Origin of the sequence: Mycolicibacterium arenosum (assembly GCF_024320865.1) — a bacterium.
GTDB classification, from domain to species: domain Bacteria; phylum Actinomycetota; class Actinomycetes; order Mycobacteriales; family Mycobacteriaceae; genus Mycobacterium; species Mycobacterium arenosum.
Window position 1 is genome coordinate 330,368 of sequence record NZ_JANDBD010000004.1, and the last position, 19,318, is coordinate 349,685.

General features: G+C 69.1%; 21 protein-coding genes and 1 pseudogene. 16 read left to right on the plus strand and 6 right to left on the minus strand.

From position 1 onward, the window contains the following. Positions 1 to 11 precede the first annotated feature (11 nt). The 5 genes and pseudogenes from NM203_RS11680 to NM203_RS11700 form a co-directional block, all read left to right on the plus strand. A pseudogene (locus tag NM203_RS11680) lies at positions 12 to 212 on the plus strand (carbohydrate ABC transporter permease); the annotation flags it as partial. Beyond that, positions 209 to 1,024, plus strand: coding sequence for a carbohydrate ABC transporter permease (locus tag NM203_RS11685; RefSeq protein ID WP_255060084.1), 816 nt, complete (start codon positions 209 to 211; stop codon positions 1,022 to 1,024). The pseudogene NM203_RS11680 and the gene NM203_RS11685, both read left to right, overlap by 4 nt. A gap of 41 nt (positions 1,025 to 1,065) precedes the next feature. Next, positions 1,066 to 2,154, plus strand: coding sequence for an ABC transporter ATP-binding protein (locus tag NM203_RS11690; RefSeq protein WP_255060085.1), 1,089 nt, complete (start codon positions 1,066 to 1,068; stop codon positions 2,152 to 2,154). Beyond that, positions 2,151 to 2,921, plus strand: coding sequence for an SDR family NAD(P)-dependent oxidoreductase (locus NM203_RS11695; protein ID WP_255060086.1), 771 nt, complete (start codon positions 2,151 to 2,153; stop codon positions 2,919 to 2,921). Before NM203_RS11690 ends, NM203_RS11695 begins: the two co-directional genes overlap by 4 nt. Before the next feature lie 52 nt (positions 2,922 to 2,973). Next, the gene (locus NM203_RS11700) at positions 2,974 to 3,795 is read left to right on the plus strand and encodes a BtpA/SgcQ family protein (RefSeq protein WP_255060087.1); all 822 of its coding nucleotides are present in this window, start codon (positions 2,974 to 2,976) and stop codon (positions 3,793 to 3,795) included. A 1-nt stretch (position 3,796) separates the two neighbouring features. Here the strand turns inward: NM203_RS11700 and NM203_RS11705 are convergent, their stop codons facing one another. Next, the gene (locus tag NM203_RS11705) at positions 3,797 to 4,681 is read right to left on the minus strand and encodes a DUF389 domain-containing protein (protein WP_408633339.1); all 885 of its coding nucleotides are present in this window, start codon (positions 4,679 to 4,681) and stop codon (positions 3,797 to 3,799) included. A gap of 54 nt (positions 4,682 to 4,735) precedes the next feature. Next, entirely contained in the window at positions 4,736 to 5,203 is a 468-nt protein-coding gene (locus NM203_RS11710; protein ID WP_255060089.1) for a winged helix-turn-helix transcriptional regulator, read from the minus strand. A gap of 96 nt (positions 5,204 to 5,299) precedes the next feature. On the opposite strand from NM203_RS11710, the gene NM203_RS11715 reads away from it, so the two are divergent. Together NM203_RS11715 and NM203_RS11720 are read left to right on the plus strand one after the other, a co-directional pair. Beyond that, on the plus strand, positions 5,300 to 6,487 hold the full coding sequence (locus tag NM203_RS11715; RefSeq protein WP_255060090.1) for a thiolase family protein: 1,188 nt from the start codon (positions 5,300 to 5,302) through the stop codon (positions 6,485 to 6,487). A 102-nt stretch (positions 6,488 to 6,589) separates the two neighbouring features. After that, the gene (locus NM203_RS11720) at positions 6,590 to 6,970 is read left to right on the plus strand and encodes a hypothetical protein (RefSeq protein ID WP_255060091.1); all 381 of its coding nucleotides are present in this window, start codon (positions 6,590 to 6,592) and stop codon (positions 6,968 to 6,970) included. Here NM203_RS11720 and NM203_RS11725 read toward each other — a convergent pair. Further along, positions 6,967 to 7,416: a nitroreductase family deazaflavin-dependent oxidoreductase gene (locus tag NM203_RS11725; RefSeq protein ID WP_255060092.1), complete on the minus strand. Its 450-nt coding sequence runs from the start codon at positions 7,414 to 7,416 to the stop codon at positions 6,967 to 6,969. The two genes, NM203_RS11720 and NM203_RS11725, sit on opposite strands and share 4 nt — an antisense overlap. 55 nt (positions 7,417 to 7,471) lie before the next feature. Between NM203_RS11725 and NM203_RS11730 the strand changes: the two genes are divergently transcribed. After that, positions 7,472 to 8,287 (plus strand): SDR family NAD(P)-dependent oxidoreductase, encoded by an 816-nt coding sequence (locus NM203_RS11730; RefSeq protein WP_255060093.1) that lies wholly within the window; start codon positions 7,472 to 7,474, stop codon positions 8,285 to 8,287. Between the two features lie 49 nt (positions 8,288 to 8,336). Here NM203_RS11730 and aspS read toward each other — a convergent pair whose 3' ends face one another. Continuing rightward, entirely contained in the window at positions 8,337 to 10,103 is a 1,767-nt protein-coding gene (aspS, locus tag NM203_RS11735; RefSeq protein ID WP_255060094.1) for an aspartate--tRNA ligase, read from the minus strand. 100 nt (positions 10,104 to 10,203) lie between these two features. Between aspS and NM203_RS11740 the strand changes: the two genes are divergently transcribed. Both NM203_RS11740 and NM203_RS11745 read left to right on the plus strand, forming a co-directional pair. Further along, a complete protein-coding gene (locus tag NM203_RS11740; RefSeq protein ID WP_255060411.1) occupies positions 10,204 to 11,091 on the plus strand; it encodes an oxidoreductase in 888 nt (295 codons plus the stop codon). Positions 11,092 to 11,116: 25 nt separating this feature from the next. Then, positions 11,117 to 11,635, plus strand: coding sequence for an SRPBCC family protein (locus tag NM203_RS11745; RefSeq protein WP_255060096.1), 519 nt, complete (start codon positions 11,117 to 11,119; stop codon positions 11,633 to 11,635). A gap of 15 nt (positions 11,636 to 11,650) precedes the next feature. Here NM203_RS11745 and NM203_RS11750 read toward each other — a convergent pair whose 3' ends face one another. Then, the gene (locus NM203_RS11750) at positions 11,651 to 13,153 is read right to left on the minus strand and encodes a carboxylesterase/lipase family protein (RefSeq protein ID WP_255060097.1); all 1,503 of its coding nucleotides are present in this window, start codon (positions 13,151 to 13,153) and stop codon (positions 11,651 to 11,653) included. Between the two features lie 65 nt (positions 13,154 to 13,218). Between NM203_RS11750 and ypfJ the strand changes: the two genes are divergently transcribed. The 5 genes from ypfJ to NM203_RS11775 all read left to right on the plus strand — a co-directional run bounded on the left by ypfJ (position 13,219) and on the right by NM203_RS11775 (position 17,673). After that, positions 13,219 to 14,118: a KPN_02809 family neutral zinc metallopeptidase gene (gene ypfJ, locus NM203_RS11755; protein WP_255060098.1), complete on the plus strand. Its 900-nt coding sequence runs from the start codon at positions 13,219 to 13,221 to the stop codon at positions 14,116 to 14,118. Next, the gene (locus NM203_RS11760) at positions 14,118 to 14,645 is read left to right on the plus strand and encodes a DinB family protein (RefSeq protein WP_255060099.1); all 528 of its coding nucleotides are present in this window, start codon (positions 14,118 to 14,120) and stop codon (positions 14,643 to 14,645) included. The genes ypfJ and NM203_RS11760 overlap by 1 nt, the downstream gene beginning before the upstream one ends. A 64-nt stretch (positions 14,646 to 14,709) precedes the next feature. After that, a complete protein-coding gene (locus NM203_RS11765) occupies positions 14,710 to 15,288 on the plus strand; it encodes a TetR/AcrR family transcriptional regulator (RefSeq protein WP_255060100.1) in 579 nt (192 codons plus the stop codon). Further along, positions 15,281 to 16,849, plus strand: coding sequence for a flavin-containing monooxygenase (locus NM203_RS11770; RefSeq protein ID WP_255060101.1), 1,569 nt, complete (start codon positions 15,281 to 15,283; stop codon positions 16,847 to 16,849). The genes NM203_RS11765 and NM203_RS11770 overlap by 8 nt, the downstream gene beginning before the upstream one ends. Then, entirely contained in the window at positions 16,846 to 17,673 is an 828-nt protein-coding gene (locus NM203_RS11775; RefSeq protein ID WP_255060102.1) for a mycofactocin-coupled SDR family oxidoreductase, read from the plus strand. Before NM203_RS11770 ends, NM203_RS11775 begins: the two co-directional genes overlap by 4 nt. Here the strand turns inward: NM203_RS11775 and NM203_RS11780 are convergent. Further along, on the minus strand, positions 17,670 to 18,551 hold the full coding sequence (locus NM203_RS11780; protein WP_255060103.1) for an acyl-CoA thioesterase: 882 nt from the start codon (positions 18,549 to 18,551) through the stop codon (positions 17,670 to 17,672). The genes NM203_RS11775 and NM203_RS11780 overlap by 4 nt on opposite strands. 69 nt (positions 18,552 to 18,620) lie before the next feature. Between NM203_RS11780 and NM203_RS11785 the strand changes: the two genes are divergently transcribed. Continuing rightward, positions 18,621 to 19,241: a TetR/AcrR family transcriptional regulator gene (locus tag NM203_RS11785; protein WP_255060105.1), complete on the plus strand. Its 621-nt coding sequence runs from the start codon at positions 18,621 to 18,623 to the stop codon at positions 19,239 to 19,241. Positions 19,242 to 19,318: the final 77 nt, after the last annotated feature.

The following is a 19,318-nucleotide window of genomic DNA, read 5'->3' on the forward strand; positions in this document are numbered from 1 at the left end:
TTGCCCCCACGAAGGTGTTCGAGTACGTGTTCGCGACGACGCGCGGCGGGCCGGGAACGGAGACCGAGACGCTGCAGTTCTTCATCTACCAGACGGGGATTCAGTTCTTCCGGCTCGGTTCGGCGTCGTCCATGGCGTTCATCGTGCTGGTGGTGGTACTGGCGATCATCGTGGTCGCGTTCCGCAGGATGGAACGGGCTAAGCAGTCGTGACCGGTTCCCGCACTCTGACCGTCTTCCGGGTCGCCCTGCTGTGGGCGACGGGCCTGTTCGTCGTCTTCCCCATCGGGTGGATCGCGCTGGCGAGTGTCAAGACGCCGCAGCAGCTCAACGACCCCGTCCTGGTCGCGTTCAGCCCGTCGTTCGACAGCTGGCGCAACGTGCTGGCATCGGGGATCCTGCAGGCGGCGGGCCGCAGCGCCCTGGTCGCGGGTGTCACCGTCGGCATCAGTGTCGTCGTGGGCGCCATGGGCGCTTACGCCATCGCCCGGTATCGCGCGGGCGGCACGCTCACCCGATTCGGAATGCTTGCCGCCCAGGTGCTTCCGCCCGCCGTGCTGGTGTTCCCGTTCATCACGATGGCGTACGCGCTGCGCCTCAACGACACGCTGGCACCGGTGATCTTCGCTCATCTGAGCTTCGTGCTCCCGGTCGTCACCTGGTTCCTGATCGGGTTCTTCGAAGCCGTCCCCCGCTCGCTGGAGGAACAGGCGCAGGTCGACGGTTTCACCCGGTTTCAGGCGTTCCGCATGGTGGTGCTCCCCCAGGTGCTGCCCGGCATCGGGGCCGCCGCCATCTTCGGCTTCACCCTGTCGTGGAACGACCTGTTCTACGGCCTGATCCTGGCACCGGGCAAGGCGGCGATCCTCCCGGTCGCCATCGCCGGGTTCAACACGTTCCGCGGCGTCCAACTCGGCTCGATGAGCGCGGCGATCCTGATCGCGGTCGTCCCGGTCGTGATCGCGAGTTTCTTCATCCAGCGCAAGCTCGTTCAGGGCATCAGCGGTGGCGCGGTGAAGTTCTGATGGCCCGCCGAGTCCCGATGAAAGGCAGGTGAGCGCGCTCCATGGCAGGAGTCAGATTCTCCGGCGTCACCAAGTCGTACGGTTCGACGACGGTGGTGCACGACCTCGACATGGAACTGCCCGACGGCTCCTTCACGGTGCTCGTCGGACCGTCGGGGTGCGGCAAGTCGACATCACTTCGGATGCTCGCCGGCCTGGAAACGGTGACGTCCGGAACGATCTCGATCGGTGATCGCGACGTCACGCACCTGGCGCCGCGCGACCGAGACATCGCGATGGTGTTCCAGAACTACGCGCTGTACCCGCACCTGACCGTGCGCGAGAACATCGCCTTCCCGCTGCGGGCCACCAGGACGCCGCGTGCCGGCGCGCTCAAGCGGGCCGACGAGATCGCGGACTCGCTGGGGCTGGGGAACCTGTTGGGCCGCAAGCCCAAGGATCTCAGCGGTGGCCAGCAGCAGCGCGTCGCGATCGGCCGGGCGATCATCCGGGAGCCGTCGGTGTTCCTGTTCGACGAACCACTGAGCAACCTCGATGCGAAGCTGCGCGTCGAGACCCGCACCGAACTGCTGCAGATCCAGCGCAGGCTCGGCATCACCTCCGTGTACGTGACGCACGACCAGGAGGAGGCGATGACGCTGTCGGACCGCATGATCGTCATGCGCGACGGCAGGACCGCGCAGGCGGGCACCCCGCTCGGCGTCTACGCCAACCCCGTCGACACTTTCGTCGCCACGTTCGTCGGCAGCCCGAAGATGAACCTGCTCGACGGTGAGTTCACCGGCGAGACGTTCACGACGACAAGCGGTTTCGAGATCACCGTCGGCGTTGCCGCCGCACGCGGGCCGGTCACACTCGGGGTCCGGCCGGACGACCTGATGCCCGTCCCGGCCGAGGACGGCGACGCCACCGTCAAGCTCATCGAGTTGCTCGGCCCGCGCGCCATCGTGACGCTCGACGTGCGCGGCGCCGAACTCACCAGCGTCGTCGAGGCGGCGCGGCTGACCGGGCTCGCAGAGGGCGGCCGGGTCACGCTCTCGGCGGCGGCCGGCGCCGTCCACGTCTTCGACAGGGAATCGGGCCGACGTTCGGTCGGCGCCAACACGGATGGGAACGACACCAGCAGATGACCAGAACAGTCGTAGTGACCGGCGCCGGCTCCGGAATCGGGCGGGCGATCTCGATGACCCTCGCCCACCGTGACTGGCGGGTCGTCGTGACCGACATCGACGGCGACGCCGCCGCCGCGGTGGCCGACGCACTTCCCAACGCGGGTGCGGGTCACGAGTCCGCCGTGCTCAACGTCAGCGCGCCCGACAACGCGGCCGCGATCGCGTTCGGAGTCGCCGACCGGCTCGGGCTCGACGCCTGGGTGAGCAACGCGGGCATCTCGTACATGCACCGGTTCCTGGACGCCCCGGTGGAGCGATACGACCACACCATGGACGTGAATCTCAAGGGCGTGTTCGTCTGCGGCCAGGCCGCTGCGCGGGCGATGATCCGCACCGGCACGGCGGGCGCCATCGTCAACACCGCGTCGATGGCGGGCAAGCAGGGCCGGGTGCCGTTCCTCGCCGATTACGTCGCGTCGAAGTTCGGCGTCGTGGGGCTGACCCAGGCGATGGCCTTCGAACTCGGCGAGCACGACATCGTCGTCAACTGCGTGTGCCCCGGCTTCGTCGAAACACCCATGCAGTCAAGGGAACTGGAGTGGGAGGCGGAGTTGCGCGGCACGACGCCCGACGCGGTCCAGAAGATGATGATCGACGACACCCCGCTGGGCCGGCTGCAGCGGCCCGACGACGTCGCGCGCGCGGTGGCCTTCCTGCTGTCCGACGACGCCCGCTTCATCACCGGGGAGGCGCTCGCCGTCAACGGCGGCGCCTACATGGACTGAACCCCGGCCGCACCCGGCTCGAATCGCTAACGGCTCAAGAGAAAGGCACCCCGTGACCACCACCTGGCTCGACGAGGTCTTCACCGTCAGAAAGCCCGTCATCGCCATGCTGCACCTCGCCGCACTGCCCGGTGACCCCGCCTACGACAGCGCGGGCGGTGTCGCCGCCGTCGTCGCGCGCGCCCGCGAGGAACTCGAGGCGCTGCAGTCCGGCGGCGTCGACGGCGTGATGATCAGCAACGAATTCAGCCTCCCGTATCTGACGAAGACCGAACCGATTACGGCGATCACGATGGCGCGGATCATCGGCGAGCTGCTGCCCGACGTGTCGGTCCCCTTCGGTGTCAACGTGCTGTGGGACGGCCGGGCGTCGATCGACCTGGCGGTGGCCACCGGCGCGCGGTTCGTGCGCGAGATCTTCACCGGCGTGTACGCGAGCGACTTCGGGCTGTGGGACACCAACGTCGGCGAGGTGGCGAGGCACCGGGCTCGCGTCGGCGGCGCCGACGTGAAGCTGCTGTTCAACATCGTGCCCGAGTCCGCGAAGTACCTCGTCGACCGCGACCTGGAGTCGATCACCCGCACGACGGTGTTCGCGACGCTGCCCGACGCGATCTGCGTGTCCGGTGCCACGGCGGGCTCGCCGACCGACCTCGAGGCGCTGCGCACCGTCAAAGCGGCGGCGGGCGACGTCCCGGTGTTCGTCAACACGGGGGTACGCGCCGAGAACGTCGCAACGCAGCTCGGCATCGCCGACGGCGCGGTGGTCGGGACCTACTTCAAGGCCGACGGCGTGTTCGAGAACCGCGCCGAGAAGTCCAGGGTCGAGGAGCTGATGAGCGCTGCCAGAGAGTTTCGCGCGCAGCTCGACTGAGTCAGGTTTGGGCCGCTCGTGGGATCAGGTGCCTGCGCGGACGCAGCACCAGTACCAGGACGCCCGCCACGACGATGCCGACGAGGTTGACCGCGAGCTGCAGCGCGGACTCCGCCGCGACGTCCCAGTCACCGAGAATCGCTGCGACGACGGCGAATCCGGCCGCAGGCACCGTGGTCACCGAGATGAACACGCCCACCAGGGCGGCCGATTTGGACGACACCAGCGACAGCATGCCCGCGGCCCCCGCGAGGAGTGCGACGACGAACGACAGCGGCCCCACCTGGAAGATGAAGTCGACCTCGTCGACGTTGCGGACTGCGTCGAGACTGACCCAGCCCACCGCTTCGCCCGCGAGCGTCGCGACCGCGGTGACGGCCATTGCGACCGGGAATCCGACGAGTAGAGCCAGGCCGGCGCGGCGGGCGAGGTCGACGCGCCTGCGGACGAGGGCGACGCTCACCGCCGCGAGTGGACCGAACTCGGGACCCAGCACCATCGCACCGACGACGGTCACCGTCGAGTCGGTCACCGCGCCGACCGCCGCGAGCAGACAGGACAGCGTCAGGAACATCACGAAGGTGACCGATAGCGTCGCGTCCTCGCGGGTGCGCGTGATGAGTTCGTCCCAGACCAGCGCGTCGGCGGGATCGCCCTCGGCATCGATCTCCGCTCGGTGCGCCCTGGTCGAGAGCACCGTGTCGAGGACCTCCAGCGTGATCGCGCCGCAGTGCTGGACGTCGAGAGCCTTCAGCTGCCGGATGACGCCGTTGGCGCACTCCCTTGCGATGTCCGCGGTGATCTCATCGCCAGGGGGCTCGAGCGCCGCCCCTGGATATAGCAGCAGGTTCGCCACCCCGTCCTCGCCGCGCAGGACGGTGAGCACGTCCTCGCGAAGGTCCTCCGGCACGATCACCCGTAGATGCAGCACCCGAGAACGTTAGCGCCTCACGACCTTCACACCGAGTTCGGAGAACGGCACTTCGTGCCCCTCGGCGCAGCGGACCTCGACCGTGGCCTCCGCGCCGCATCCGAGGTGCGTCATCCGCAGCCGGGTGTCGTTGACGTGTTTGCGGCCCCACTCGAACATCGACCAGACGACCGGCATGAAGTCGACTCCCGACGGTGTCAGGACGTACTCGTCCCGGCTGCGCTGGCCCGGCTCGCGGTACGGGCGCTTGGTCAGCAGGCCGGCCTCGACGAGTTCGGCGAGGCGTGCCGACGTGGCGGCCTTGGTGATACCGACGCGCCGGGCGAAATCGTCGAAACGAGTGGTGCCGTAGTACGCCTCGCGAAGGATCAGCATCGCCGACTTGGTGCCGACGAGCCCCATCGTGAGTTCGATCGGGCACTGCCCGACCGCGGACCAGGCGTCGCGGTCGGCGAGCCGTCCCTGCAGGACTGTCATGTACATCACTCCGCAGCTGGGTTGTTGTGACTGAACCTAGGTGTTACATCTAAGTATAGAAGGCAGTACTCAGCGAAGAGTCATCTAGGAGACGACATGCCCGCATTCTCGGATCGCGACGCCGTCATCGTCGGCGCGGTGCGCACCCCCGTCGGCAAGGGCAAGGCGTCGGGTGCACTGCACGACGTGCTTCCCGCCGACCTGCTGGCGCACGCCCTGCGCACGGTCGTCGAGCGCACGGGCGTCGACCCGGTGCTGGTCGACGACGTCATCGCCGGCGCGGTGACGCAGGTCGGCGATCAGTCGGTGAACGTCGCACGCAATGCCCTGCTCGGCGCCGGGTTCCCCGAGAGCGTGCCGGGCACCACCGTCGATCGGCAGTGCGGCAGCAGCCAGCAGGCGATCTCCTTCGCCGCCCAGGGCGTCATCGCCGGGTCCTACGACATCGTGATCGCCGCGGGCGTGGAGTCGATGTCGCGGGTGCCGATGGGGTCGAGCGTGCTTGCGGGTAGCGACCCGTTCGGCGCGGGGATGGCGGCGCGCTACCCCGAAGGCCTTGTCCCGCAGGGCATCAGCGCTGAGCTCATCGCCGCCGAGTGGGGGCTGTCGCGCACCGAACTCGACGAGTTCTCGGCGGCCAGCCACGAGAAGGCGGCGCGCGCCACCAAGGACGGCCTGTTCGACAACGAACTGGCGCCGATCGCGGGGCTGCGCTACGACGAGATCATCCGCCCCGACACCACCGTCGAGACGCTCGCCGGGTTGCGGCCCGCGTTCTACAACGAGGCCGTCGGCGCGCGCTTCCCGCAGATCGGCTGGAACATCACGCCCGGCAACTCGTCGCCGCTGTCCGACGGCAGTGCCGCGGTGATGATCACCAGCGGAGCCGCGGCGAGGAGGCTCGGCCTCACCCCGCTGGCGCGCATCCACACCACGACGGTCGTGGGCTCGGACCCGCTGTACATGCTCACCGGCGTCATCCCGGCCACCGAGAGGGTGCTGGCCCGGTCGGGGCTGTCGCTGTCGGACATCGACCTCTTCGAGGTCAACGAGGCGTTCGCACCGGTCGTGCTGAGCTGGGCTCGCGACACGGGCGCGGACCTGTCGAAGACCAACGTGAACGGCGGCGCGATCGCCATCGGACACCCCCTGGGCGCCAGCGGCGCTCGCATTATGACGACGCTGGTCAACGCGCTGCAACAACGTGGCGGTCGGTACGGGCTGCAGACGATGTGCGAGGGCGGCGGCATGGCCAACGCGACCATCATCGAACGGCTGGGCTGAGCCGGATTACACAGCCGGATTACACAATCGTGACGCGACGTCACGCGGTCGTTTGCTTAGGTAAGTAGCGGGCATCAAGTCGGCATGACAACACTCCACCGCATGACACTGGCGTTGTCCGGCGCGGTATTCGCCGCCGGTCTGCTCGCTGGCTGCGGCAGCAGCGACGACTCCGTCGAGAATCCGACGACGTCAGGCACCATCACCACCGGCGTCAGCTCGGCGCCGTCGACCACCAGGCCTCCGTCGAACACCCAAGCGCCGCCGTCCGCACCCGCCGAGACCTCCGCCCCGGCGGGCGGCGGAGCGCAGTCACCCACCACCGGACTGTCACCCGTTGGCCCGAGTCAGACCGTCAGCGGCGGCAACTCGGCCACCCCGCCTCCCGTGCGGCAATCCCCGTCGCCGCCGACCGGGGACAACCTGCCCGGTGAGAACAGCGGGCCCGCGGGCCAACCCGGCGCGCCCGGCGACGACAACTAGTCCCGGATCAGTTCGAACAGCGGGATGTCGCGGTCGGTGTTCGCCTGGTACTCGGCGAACACCGCCGCGAGCGCGACGACCTTCGGATAGGTGGCGACGCGTTCGTCGTCGGGTAGTTCGCGCGCCGTCACGTCGTACGCCTCCGTGCCGATCTCGATGTGCGCCCGCGGGTGCGCGCGCAGGTTGTGCACCCAGGCCGGATCCTTCGGGGCGCCGGCGTACGAGCCGATGATGAGCGTCCTGCCCTCGATCGTCAGGTAGGCCAGCGGCGACAGCCGGGTCCTACCCGACTTCGCACCCGTGGTGTGCAGCAGCAACAGCGTGCCGCCCTCGAAGGGTCCGCCCACCCTGCCGCCGTTGGCGCGGAACTCCTCGATGACGCCGGCGTTGAAGTCGTCGAGCGCTGCAGTATCGGCGACGAGCTTCGCCTTGTCGATGTCGGTCATGCTCTTGGACAAGGAATCGGGCCCGGCGGCTATTCCCGTGATCGACAATCGTCGCGTGAAGGTCATCGTCACCGGCGGCAACAGCGGCGTGGGCAAGGCGACGTCGGCGGCCCTCGCGGCGCAGGGACATCACGTCGTCATCGCGTGCCGCGATGTCACGAAGGCGCGGCGCGCCGCCCGGGCCATGGCCGGCGACGTCGAGGTCGCCTCGCTCGACCTCGCGAACCTCGCATCGGTTCGCGGCTTCGCGGGGTCGGTCGATCGCGTCGACGTGCTGATCAACAACGCGGGCGTGATGGGCCCCGGCGTCACGCGCACGGCCGATGGTTTCGAAGCCCACATGGGCGTCAACCATCTCGGCCACTTCGCGCTGACCTGCCTGCTCGGCGACCGGATCGGCGACCGGGTGATCTCGGTCGCCAGCGCGATGCACGCCCTCGCCCGCCTGCCGATCGACGATCTCGGCGGCCGGAACCGCAACCCCGCGCCGTGGCGGGGTTACTCCGAATCCAAGCTGGCGGTGTTGCTGTTCACCTACGAGCTCGCCCGCCGCGGGGTGCGCGCGTACGCGACCGATCCGGGTGCCACCGATACCGACATCGCTAGGGATGCAACGGGATTCGCGGGCTGGCTGAACGCGTCCTCGCTGCCGCGGCCGTACCTGCAGACCGCGGCGAAGGGGGCTCGGGCCACCATCGCGGCCGTCACCACGGACCTGCCCAGCGGCACCTACCTGGCGCCGAGGTTCAACCAGTGGGGCACGCCGAAGGTGACCAGACCGCGTCCCAGGGCACTCGACCCGGCGATGGCGAAGCGACTGTGGGCCGAGTCGGTGGAGCTGACCGGGTGCGACTGGTCCCGTTCCCCGTGATTTCGGCGCGCTAACCGGCCACTTTCGGGGCGAAAGCGCGCCGAAATCACTACTCGGGCTTGGGTTTGGCGTCGATGCCCGACTCCTTGCGCTGCTGCGCGGTGATCGGCGCGGGCGCATCGGTGAGCGGGTCGACGCCCCCGCCGGACTTCGGGAAGGCGATGACCTCGCGGATGGAGTCCAGACCCGCGAGGAGCGCGACGATACGGTCCCAGCCGAATGCGATACCGCCGTGCGGCGGCGCGCCGAAGGCGAAGGCGTCCAACAGGAATCCAAACTTCTCCTGGGCCTCGGCCTTGTCGATGCCCATCATGGCGAAGACGCGCTCCTGCACGTCGCGGCGGTGGATACGGATCGAACCGCCGCCGATCTCGTTGCCGTTGCAGACGATGTCGTAGGCGGTGGCCAGGGCCGCGCCGGGATCGGTGTCGAAGGTGTCCTCCGAGGCCGGCTGCGGTGAGGTGAACGCGTGGTGCACGGCGGTCCAGGCGCCCGAGCCGACGGCGACGTCACCGGCCGCGGTGGCCTCGTCGGCCGCCTCGAACAGCGGCCAGTCCACCACCCAGGTGAAGGCCCACGCGTTGGGGTCGATCACGTCGAGGCGCTTGGCGATCTCGATGCGCGTCGCGCCGAGCAGTGCACGGGCCTGCTTGGCCGAACCGGCGGCGAAGAAGATGCAGTCCCCCGGCTTCGCGTCGACATGGGCGGCCAGCCCGTCGCGTTCGGCGTCGGTGAGGTTCTTGGCAACCGGGCCACCGAGCGTGCCGTCGTCGGCGACCAACACGTAGGCCAGGCCCTTGTGGCCTCGCTGCTTGGCGAACTCCTGCCAGCCGTCCAGCGTGCGGCGCGGCTGCGACGCCCCACCTGGCATGACGACGGCGCCGACGTACGGTGCCTGGAACACCCGGAAGGTGGTGTCGGAGAAGTACTCCGTGCACTCGACGAGCTCGAAGCCGAAGCGCAGATCGGGCTTGTCCGAACCGAATCGGCGCATCGCGTCGGCGTAGGTGATCCGCGGCAGCGGCGTCGGCAGGTCGTACCCGATCAGCGCCCACAGTGCGGCGAGCACCTCCTCCGACACCGCGATGACGTCGTCCTGGTCGACGAAGCTCATCTCCATGTCGAGCTGGGTGAACTCGGGCTGCCGATCGGCGCGGAAGTCCTCGTCGCGGTAACAGCGCGCGATCTGGTAGTAGCGCTCCATGCCCGCGACCATCAGCAGCTGCTTGAACAGCTGCGGGCTCTGCGGCAGCGCGTAGAACGAGCCCGGCTGCAGTCGCGCGGGCACCAGGAAGTCGCGGGCGCCCTCGGGCGTCGACCGCGTCATCGTCGGGGTCTCGATCTCGACGAAGTCGTGCCGGGCCAGCACGTCGCGTGCGGCGGCATTCACCTTGGAGCGCAACCGGATCGCGTTGCCGGGGCCCTCCCGGCGCAGATCCAGGTAGCGGTACTTGAGCCGCGCCTCGTCACCGGCCGTCTCGTCGAGCTGGAACGGCAGCGGCGCACTCTCGTTGAGCACGGACAGCGACGTCGCGTTGACCTCGATGTCACCGGTCGGGATGTCGCTGTTCGCGTTGCCCTCCGGCCGGATCTCGACCACACCGGTGATGGCGACGCAGAACTCCGCGCGCAATCGGTGCGCCTGCTCGAGGACGGCCTCGCTGCGGAACACCACCTGCGCCACCCCGGACGCGTCCCGCAGATCGATGAAGATGACGCCGCCGTGGTCTCGGCGCCGCGCCACCCATCCGGCCAGGGTCACGGTCTGACCGGCGTCGGTGGACCGCAGTGAACCGGCGGCATGGGTGCGCAGCACGAAAACTCCTCGAGAACTGGGGTTGGACCGAGTGACGAGTCTAGTGGGACCGTCGAACGGTAATTTCGACGACCGACGACCGCTTGCGGGAGGAGACATCATTTCCAGCAGTTACGCACTCGTCGGGCCGGGCGCCATCGGCGCCACCGTCGCCGCCCTGCTGCACGAAGCAGGGCATCGAGTCATCGTGTGCGGGCGCACGCCGCGCGGGTCGATCGAGGTGCGACCCGACGACGGCGACCCCGTCACCCTGCCCGGCCCGGTGCTGACGGACCCCGCCGGCATCGACGGCCCCGTCGACGTCGTGCTGCTGGCGGTGAAGGACACCCAGACCGGCGCCGCGGCGGCGTGGCTGGAGCGGCTCTGCGGCGAGGACACCGTGGTGCTGGCGCTGCAGAACGGCGTCGAACAGGTCGAACGGGTCGGCCGGCTGGCGCCCGCCGCCACCGTGGTACCCGCCGTCGTGTGGTTCTCCGCGGAGACGCAGCCCGACGGTTGGGTGCGACTGCGCACGCCGGTGCGACTGGTGCTGCCCGACGACCCCGCTGCGCGCGAGCTGGCCGACCGGTTGGCGGGTCCGCGGCTGTCGGTGGAGGTCGACGCCGACTTCGCGGCGGCGACGTGGCACAAGCTGCTCGTCAACGCCGTGGCGGGCCTCATGGTCCTGACGGGCCGCAAGTCCGGTGTGTTCCGTCGCCCCGACGTCGCCGCGCTCGGCCGCGCCTACCTCGCCGAGTGTCTCGCCGTCGCCCGCGCCGAGGGGGCGCGCCTGGACGACTCGGTCGTCGAGGAGACCATCGCCCTGTTCACCCGGGTGCCCGAGGATTTGACGACCTCGATCCTGACCGACCGCGAGCACGGCCGCCCGTTGGAGTGGGACATCCGCAACGGCGTGATCGGTCGCCTGGCTCGCACCCACGACATCCCGACGCCCATCAGCGACGTGCTGGTGCCGCTGCTGGCGGCGGCGAGCGACGGACCGGGGTAGACAGCTTCCCCTAAGGTGTCTACTCATGGCTCCATCGACGCCCAGGACGTATCCGTGCGAGCACGTCGGACTCGACTTCATCGACTCGGCGCCGTTCCGGTTCGTCAGCACGGTCGACCTGGCGATCACGCCCGAGCAGCTGTTCGAGGTGCTGTCCGACGAGACCTCCTGGCCGCACTGGGCCACGGTCATCACCGACGTCGAGTGGACGAGTCCGCTACCGCGCGGCGTCGGCACCACCCGCACGGTGACCATGCGGGGGAACATCGTCGGCGACGAGGAGTTCCTCGCCTGGGAACCGTTCTTGCACATGGCTTTCCGGTTCAACCAGAGCACGTCGAACGCGATCACCGCATTCGCCGAGGACTACCGCGTCGTCGAGACGCCGACCGGTTGCCACCTCACCTGGGTGATGGCGATGAAACCCAGCGGTCTCGCCGGCCGCCTCGGCATGACGATGGGCAAGCCGGTGATGGGGTGGCTGTTCCAGCGGTTCCTGCACAATCTGCGCCGCTACACCGACGAGCGCTTGCGCGCGGAGTAGACGCACAGTCGAGCGTCAATGGATCCCCTCCCACACCGACCGCCTGACCTCGTCGGGGTCGGCGACGGTGTCGTCGCGCGTGGACCTGATCACCCTGGTCCGGCGGCGTTCGGTGTCGTACAGGGGCCATTCGGCGCCGAGACGTCCCGTCGAGAAATCCAGCCAGGTCCGCTGCATGCGCCTGCCCACCGACGGTTGCACGCGCCTGCCGAGCGGATGCAGTTTGCGTCCGAGGTAGGAGCCGTAACTGTGCTGGACGTGCACGATCTCGCTGCCGTGCGTCGCACCGAGGCCCAGCACCCTCAGCGTCCAGGTGGTGTGGTCGAAACGGTAGGCGTAGGTCGGCCCGCGGCGGGAGTACGCGTCGGCGAACGCCCACGTCGGGGCGCCGAACATGGCATCGGACCCGACGGCGACCAGCGCGCGCCTGCGCGGGAAGTCCGGATACGCGCCGAGCACCCGGTCCTTCGCGTCGGGCGCGGTGCGGGAGAAGTAGCCGTCGATGCTCTCCCGGGTGGTGGGCAACATGGGCGGCTTACCCCACGCGAACATGGACGCCTCGTGGGTGTTGGTTCCGATGATCAGCGGCGCCCCGGACACCGCGCCCAGCCGCGCGGCCTCGATCGGATGGTGCGGAAGCAGGTCCACGCCGTGGGTCAGGCCGTAGGCCAGCACCGGCGTCCGGGCCACGCTCTCCGCCTGCAGCATGCCCGCGGCCCGGCGCAGCGCACGCTGGGGTAACGCCCGCACCTCGTCGACGGTCACGTCGAGCCGCTCCAGGAAGCGACGGGCCTGCACCGCGCGGGTCTCCCGGTCGGCGATCAACGGCAACGCGGGGCTCTGCGCGATCGCCCTGGTGAACAGACCCCGCGCCGCCGTGCTCGCGAGCAGCGCGAGAACCGATGTCGCCCCTGCGGACTCGCCGAACACCGTGACCCTGCCGGGGTCGCCGCCGAATCCGGCGATGTTGTCGCGGACCCACGCCAGGGCGGCCAGCTGGTCTCGCAGGCACAGGTTGTCGTCGAAGCCGGGACCGAGGTCGCTGAGTTCGAAGCCGCCGAACACCCCGAGCCGGTAGGTGACGTTGACGACCACGACGTTGCCGTTGGCCGCCAGCCGGGACCCGTTGTACAGCTGCAGCTGACCCGCCCCGTACACGAACGCGCCGCCGGGAATCCACACCATCACCGGCAGTCCTCCCGCGGGCACCGCGGCGGGCGACCACACGGTCACCGTCAGGCAGGCCTCGTCGCGGATCTTCGGATCGTCGCGGCCTCCCCCGACGAACGATCGGCCCTGCGGCGGCAACGGCCCGTGCTCGAGGGCGTCGCGCACCCCGCTCCACGGCTGCACCGGCGCGGGCGCGAGAAAGCGCCGCTCCCCGACGGGCTGCTCGGCGTACGCGATGCCGCGCCAGACGTTGACCCCGCCCTCGGTGGTCCCGCGAAGCACACCTGCACTGGTCCGGACGATCGTCGAAAGCTGTTCGGCATCGGCGGTATCTCCCGTGGCGGCCACGGGCCGAATCGTAGTGTGGGAAGCTGAACGCGGCTGGTGCGCAGCGGGTGAGAGGACTTCGCGGGATGACCTTCAACGAGGGTATGCAGATCGACACCAGCACCACGTCGTCGAGCGGAGGCGGTCGGGGCGGCGGGCGCGGCATCGCACTCGGCGGCGGTATCGGCGGCCTGCTGATCGTGGTGATCGCGCTGTTCCTCGGAGTCGATCCGGGATCGGTCCTGCCGCAGCAGGGCGGCGCCGGCCAGTACGACACGCAGGGGGTCGACGCGCCCGGCTTCGACACCAGCCAGTGCAAGACCGGCAAGGACGCCAACGAGATCATCGAGTGCCGGGTGATCGCCACCGGCAACTCGGTCGACGCGGTGTGGGCGCAGTTGCTCGAGGGGTACCAGCGACCGAAGGTGCGGCTCTTCACCCAGTCGGTCGACACCGCCTGCGGGCCCGCGACCACCGACGTCGGGCCGTTCTACTGCCCCGGTGATCAGACCGCGTACTTCGACGTCTCGTTCTTCGACCTGCTCAAGTCGCAGTTCGGTTCCAGCGGTGGCCCACTCGCCCAGGAGTACGTGGTCGCCCACGAGTTCGGCCATCACGTGCAGAACCTGCTCGGCGTGCTCGGCAGAGCGCAGCAGGGCGCGACCGGCTCGGAGGGCAACGGCGTGCGCACCGAGTTGCAGGCCGACTGCTACGCGGGCGTGTGGGCGCACTACGCCGCGATCACCAAGCAGGAGAGCACCGGCGAGCCGTTCCTGGAGCCCTTGTCGGACAAGGACATCGCCGATGCCCTGTCGGCCGCCGCGTCGGTCGGCGACGACCACATCCAGGAGTCGACGTCGGGCCGGGTCAATCCCGAGTCGTGGACGCACGGTTCGTCGGAGCAGCGGCAGAAGTGGTTCACCATCGGCTACCAGACCGGCGACCCGAACAAGTGCGACACGTTCAAAGCCGCCGACCTCGGCTAGTGGACGGCATCAACCCGGACACCAAGGACTGGACCTGGGTGCTCGAACGCCCCTGTCCGCAGTGCGGTTTCGACGCCGCGCTGGTTCATCCCACCGACGTCGGCCAGCACATCCGACGCGACGCCGACCAGTGGTATCAGCGGCTGCACCAGCCGGACACGGCGATCCGGCCGGCCAGGGGCGTTTGGTCGATCCTCGAGTACGGCTGTCACATCCGCGACGTGCACCGGATCTTCAACCAGCGGGTGCAGCTCATGTTGACGCAGGACGATCCGCGCTTCCCGAACTGGGATCAGGACGAGACGGCGGTCGCCGACGACTACCCGTCGCAGGACCCGACGGTGGTCGCAGACCAGTTGCGTGATGCCGCGCAGACCGTCGCCGACACCTACGCCTCGGTGCCCGCCGACGCGTGGCCGCGACGCGGACTCCGCAGCAACGGAAGCGAGTTCACGATCGCGTCGATATCGCGGTACCACCTACACGACATCGTGCACCACGCGTGGGACGTCACCCCGAGGGGTTGACGAGCGCTCGCGTGAGGAACATCAGGCATTGACCACATTGAACACATATCGCTAATCTGTTCAAATGCCGGTGTCCCCCGCCCTGCTCGACGCGACGTGCGACACCCTCCGGCGACTGGGACCGCAGCGGTTCAGCCTGACCGCGGTCGCCGACGCCGCCGGGGTCTCCCGCGGCACGGTGCACAACGCGCTGGGCAGCCGCGACCAGGCGATCAAGACCGCGCTGGACCACCTCGCGGCGATCTTCGTGGACGCGATGGCCGACGAGGTTGACAAGGCACCCACGCTCGCGCAGCAGGTGGCGGCCGCGGGCGTCCTGGTGTGCGCGCACCGGCAGCAGTCGGACAAGGTCACCGCGCGCGGCATCAACGAGAGCATTCTGGTGCTGTTGCTGCGCAACAGCGGTGACGACCTCGCGCAACGCGCCGTGCAGATGTGGCGACCGCTGGTGAAGAACGCGCAGTCGAGCGGCGAGGTGGCCGCGGTGGTCGATCCCGGCCGCGCCGCCGAGTGGATCGTCCGGATCCTGTTCAGTCTCGAACTGCTCCCACCGATGGGCGTGAACCTCGACAGCCCCCGAGCAGTGCGCAGGTTCCTGACCGACCACGTCGTCAACGGGTTGACCGGAGGTAGCAGTGACTGAGCCCGACTACGAGGTCGCCGTCATCGGCGCCGGACCCGGTGGTATCGCCGCGGCGCATCATCTGCGCCAGAAGGGGATACGCGACTTCGCGATCATCGAACGGGCCGGCGACTTCGGCGGTACGTGGCGCGACAACCACTACCCCGGCTTGGCCGTCGACATCCCCAGCCTCTGGTACCAGCTGTCCTTCGCACCCAACCCCGGCTGGTCACGGCTGTTCGCGCCGGGGCCCGAACTGCACCGCTACCTGCGCGACACTGCGGCGCAGATGGGGCTGTACCAGCATCTGATCGCCGACGCCGAGGTGGTCGAGCAACGCTGGGACGATGATCAAGGGCTGTGGCACTTGACCTTTCGCGATCGTCCGCCGCTCACGTCCCGCTTCCTGATCAGCTCGGTGGGCGGGTACGTCAACGCCAAACAGTCGGTCGACATCGACGGCATCGAGGACTTCGCGGGCACCGTGCTGCGACCCAACGCATGGGATGACTCGTACGACACCGCTGGCAAGCGGATCGCCGTGGTGGGCACGGGTTCCAGCGGCGTGCAGATCGCCGCTGCGCTCTCCGCGGACGCCGCCAATCTCGACGTGTTCCAACGAACACCCGCTTGGGTGCTGCCGAAGATCGACTTCGACATCCCGCCCGCGATGCGGCGAATCCTGCGGGTGCCCGGTGTCTTCCGCGCCGTGAACGCGGCGGGCCGGCTGCTGATGGACGTCGCGATGATCGCACCGATCGTGCACGTGTTCGCGCGGTTGCCCGAGCGGGTGCTCGCCCGCCTGATTCCGTTGTACGACGGCTACTGCCGCGCGCTGTACCGGCTGCTGCTGCGCGCCGTCGTGAAGGACCCCGCGACCCGCGCGGCGCTCGTCCCGCACTACGGCATCATGGCCAAGCGGCCGGTGATCTCGAGCGCGTTCCTGCCCGCCCTGAACAACCCCGATACCCACCTGATCACCACACCCATCGAGCGGATCACCCGCACCGGAGTGCGCACGATCGACGGGGTCGAGCACCCCGCCGACCTGTTGGTGCTCGCGACGGGGTACGAGCTGTGGACCGATCCCGAGACGTACCGGCCGGGAACCGTTCTGGGCGCAGGCGGTTTCGACCTCGCGCACTACTACCGCGCGCACGGCATGCAGAGCTACGGCGGCACAGCGCACCCGCGCCTGCCCAACCGATGGGAGATCGTCGGGCCCAACGGCTTCGTCGGCTTCGCGTGGTGCGATTTCGTCGAGACCATGGCTGCGCACGCCGCGCGCGTGATCGACGAGACCCGGCGCAGCGGCAGCCAGGTCGCCGAGGTCACCCAGGACGCGTTCAACCGGTGGAACGCGGTGCTGGCCCGCCGCGGCAGAACCGCGCACGTCTACTTCACCGAATGCAACCCGGAGCTCAATACCTATTTCGTCAACTCGCAGCGCGACACCGTGTACCACCGGCCCCAAACCATCACGGGCTCAAGGTGGTTCGCCAAGCACGGCCCGCTGAGCGACTATCACTTCACCCGCCGCGTCGCGACCGCGGTGCCGCAACCCGAGGAGCAGACGGCATGACCGACACCGAACAGCCACTGGCAGGACGCGTCGCCTACGTCACCGGCGGTGCACGCGGCCAGGGACGCTCGCACTGCGTCCGACTGGCGCGCGCGGGCGCCGACATCGTCACGATCGACGCGTGCGGACCGGTCGCCGCGCACAACGGCTACCCGCCCGCCACATCCGAGGAACTCGCCGAGACGGTGAGCCTGGTCGAGGGCGAGGGCCGCAAGATCGTCGCGAAGGAGGTCGACGTCCGCGATCTGGACGGCCAGCAGCGCGTCGTCGCCGACGCCGTGGAGCAGTTCGGCAGGCTCGACATCGTCGTCGCCAACGCCGGGGTGATGAACTGGGGCCGGCTGTGGGAGATCTCGCCGCAGCAGTGGCAGGAGGTCGTCGACACCAACCTCACGGGCGTGTGGAACACGATCAAGGCCGTGGTGCCGCCGATGATCGACGCCGGCAACGGCGGGTCCATCATCACCATCAGTTCGGCGGCGGGCATCAAGGCCGTGCCGGGGTGCGGGCACTACTGCGCCACCAAGTTCGGGGTCGTCGCCCTGACGAACTCACTCGCAGTCGAGTTGGGCGAGTACGGAATCCGGGTCAACTCCGTGCATCCGTACGGCACCGACACCGAGATGGGCAACGACACGTCGATGTGGCAGATGTTCGCCGACCACCAGAACTACATCCACAGCTTCTCGCCCGGCGCGTTGCCGACCGACACGCTGGCCGCACCCGACCTGGTCTCCGACATCGTGGTGTTCCTGGCGAGCGACGCCTCGTCCCTGCTGACGGCGGCCCAGATCCCCGCGGACAAGGGCTACCTCAAGGTCTAGAGTCGCGACTCCGCCTTGATCGACGTGTCGGTGGTGCGCAGCGGCCGGATCAGAGCGTCCTGGGCGAACGACGCGATGAGCTCACCCTCCTCGGTGTGCACGGCGCCTCGGACATAGGACATGCCCGCGCCGACCTGTGTGCTCTCGTGGCTGTACAGCAGCCAGCCGCCCCAGGCGAACGGCTCGTGGAAGCTCACCGAGATCGTCATGGGCGCGGTCGACACCGTCAGGTGGGCCTGCGCGGTGCCGATCCCCTCGTGGGCGCGCATGGTCGTCGAAATGCCCAGGTGGCCGGTGAAATACGCGATCAGCGCCTTGGCGAGTTCATCGCGCGCGGGGACGGGGTCGTAGTGCAGCCAGGCGTACAGCTCGGGCGGGCCGACCTCGTCGGGACTGTTGACGTCGACCACGTCGACCAGTCGCAGCTGACGCCCGACCATCGGCATCTCGGAGTGGTTGGCGTCGGCGGGCGCCCCGACGTCGGGCTTCGGCAGGTGATGGCGGATGACGTCGTCGGACGGCACGTCGGCGAACACCGTCACGGTGATGCACCGTTTCCCGTTCTGGGTGACGTTCACGACAGCCGTTGCCGTGGAACGGCCTTCGGCCACCACGTCGATCGCGAGCTCGACCGGCGGGCCGACGACGACCGCGCGCGCGAACACCGCGTACGCCGAACGCACCGACTTCCCCTCGAAGCGCTTGCCGACCGCGACGATCGCCTGCGCCAGAACCTGGGTGCCCTCGACGACCTGGCGGGCGTCCTCGCCGACGACGCCGGTCCGCCCGACGAAGGTGTCCGGGCCGGTCTGCTCGACGTCGAACAGCTCCAGCAGTTCCTCCACGGTCCACTCGCCTTGAGCAGCCTCCGTCGTCATGCGCCCACCTCTCGTCCGATGTCGCGGCAACAGCACCGCGGACCCTGTGCAGACGGTAACGTCATTCTCATGGCCAAGTCGAGTGCCCACTCCGCGCCCACCGGCGCGACCGACGAGGAGTCGCGCGCCACCCGCTTCATGAAGTCCGCGCTGGCCATCCTCGGCGAGACGGGCCGCGCCGACTTCACCGTGCTCGAGGTCGTCGAGCGCTCGAAGACGTCGCTGCGGTCGTTCTACCAGCACTTCTCCAGTAAGGACGAGCTTCTGCTGGCGCTCATCGAGACGATCATGGCCGAGTCGACACTGCGCTGGCGCCAGGACACCGACGGACTTCCCGCGCCCGAGGCGTTGCGCAAGTTGATCAACCGCGTCGCCCATCCGGCGACGTCCACGAAGCAGGACAGCATCAACCGCGGCCTGACGTTCTACAACGACCATCTGGCCGAGACGGTGCCGACCGAGTACGCGCGGGTGCTGGCGCCGGTCAAAGTGCTGATCGGCGAGATCATCGAGCGCGGCATCGCCGAGGGGGTGTTCGCGGCCGACCTCGACGTCGATCCGACCGCGACGCTGATCATGCAGTCGGCGATGGGCGCGATGCGGCTGCGCGTGCTCGGCGCCGAGCTCAACGACGCCCCCCTCGAGGCGCGGCACATCTACGACTTCTGTCTTCGCGCACTGCGTGCCTGACCCGCGAAACCCCGCCTGACCTGCGTGCTGAGCACTCTCACAAACACCCCTGTTTTCCCTGCTCCCGACGTGGTAAC

What these genes read in the sequence shown, in the direction of transcription:
- NM203_RS11690 (WP_255060085.1), top strand. Translation starts at nt 1,066, where the DNA reads ATGGCAGGAGTCAGATTCTCCGGCGTCACCAAGTCGTACGGTTCGACG.
- NM203_RS11695 (WP_255060086.1), top strand. Translation starts at nt 2,151, where the DNA reads ATGACCAGAACAGTCGTAGTGACCGGCGCCGGCTCCGGAATCGGGCGG.
- NM203_RS11710 (WP_255060089.1), bottom strand. Translation starts at nt 5,203, where the DNA reads ATGACAGTCCTGCAGGGACGGCTCGCCGACCGCGACGCCTGGTCCGCG.
- NM203_RS11715 (WP_255060090.1), top strand. Translation starts at nt 5,300, where the DNA reads ATGCCCGCATTCTCGGATCGCGACGCCGTCATCGTCGGCGCGGTGCGC.
- NM203_RS11720 (WP_255060091.1), top strand. Translation starts at nt 6,590, where the DNA reads ATGACACTGGCGTTGTCCGGCGCGGTATTCGCCGCCGGTCTGCTCGCT.
- NM203_RS11725 (WP_255060092.1), bottom strand. Translation starts at nt 7,416, where the DNA reads ATGACCGACATCGACAAGGCGAAGCTCGTCGCCGATACTGCAGCGCTC.
- NM203_RS11745 (WP_255060096.1), top strand. Translation starts at nt 11,117, where the DNA reads ATGGCTCCATCGACGCCCAGGACGTATCCGTGCGAGCACGTCGGACTC.
- ypfJ (WP_255060098.1), top strand. Translation starts at nt 13,219, where the DNA reads ATGACCTTCAACGAGGGTATGCAGATCGACACCAGCACCACGTCGTCG.
- NM203_RS11765 (WP_255060100.1), top strand. Translation starts at nt 14,710, where the DNA reads ATGCCGGTGTCCCCCGCCCTGCTCGACGCGACGTGCGACACCCTCCGG.
- NM203_RS11775 (WP_255060102.1), top strand. Translation starts at nt 16,846, where the DNA reads ATGACCGACACCGAACAGCCACTGGCAGGACGCGTCGCCTACGTCACC.
- NM203_RS11780 (WP_255060103.1), bottom strand. Translation starts at nt 18,551, where the DNA reads ATGACGACGGAGGCTGCTCAAGGCGAGTGGACCGTGGAGGAACTGCTG.
- NM203_RS11785 (WP_255060105.1), top strand. Translation starts at nt 18,621, where the DNA reads ATGGCCAAGTCGAGTGCCCACTCCGCGCCCACCGGCGCGACCGACGAG.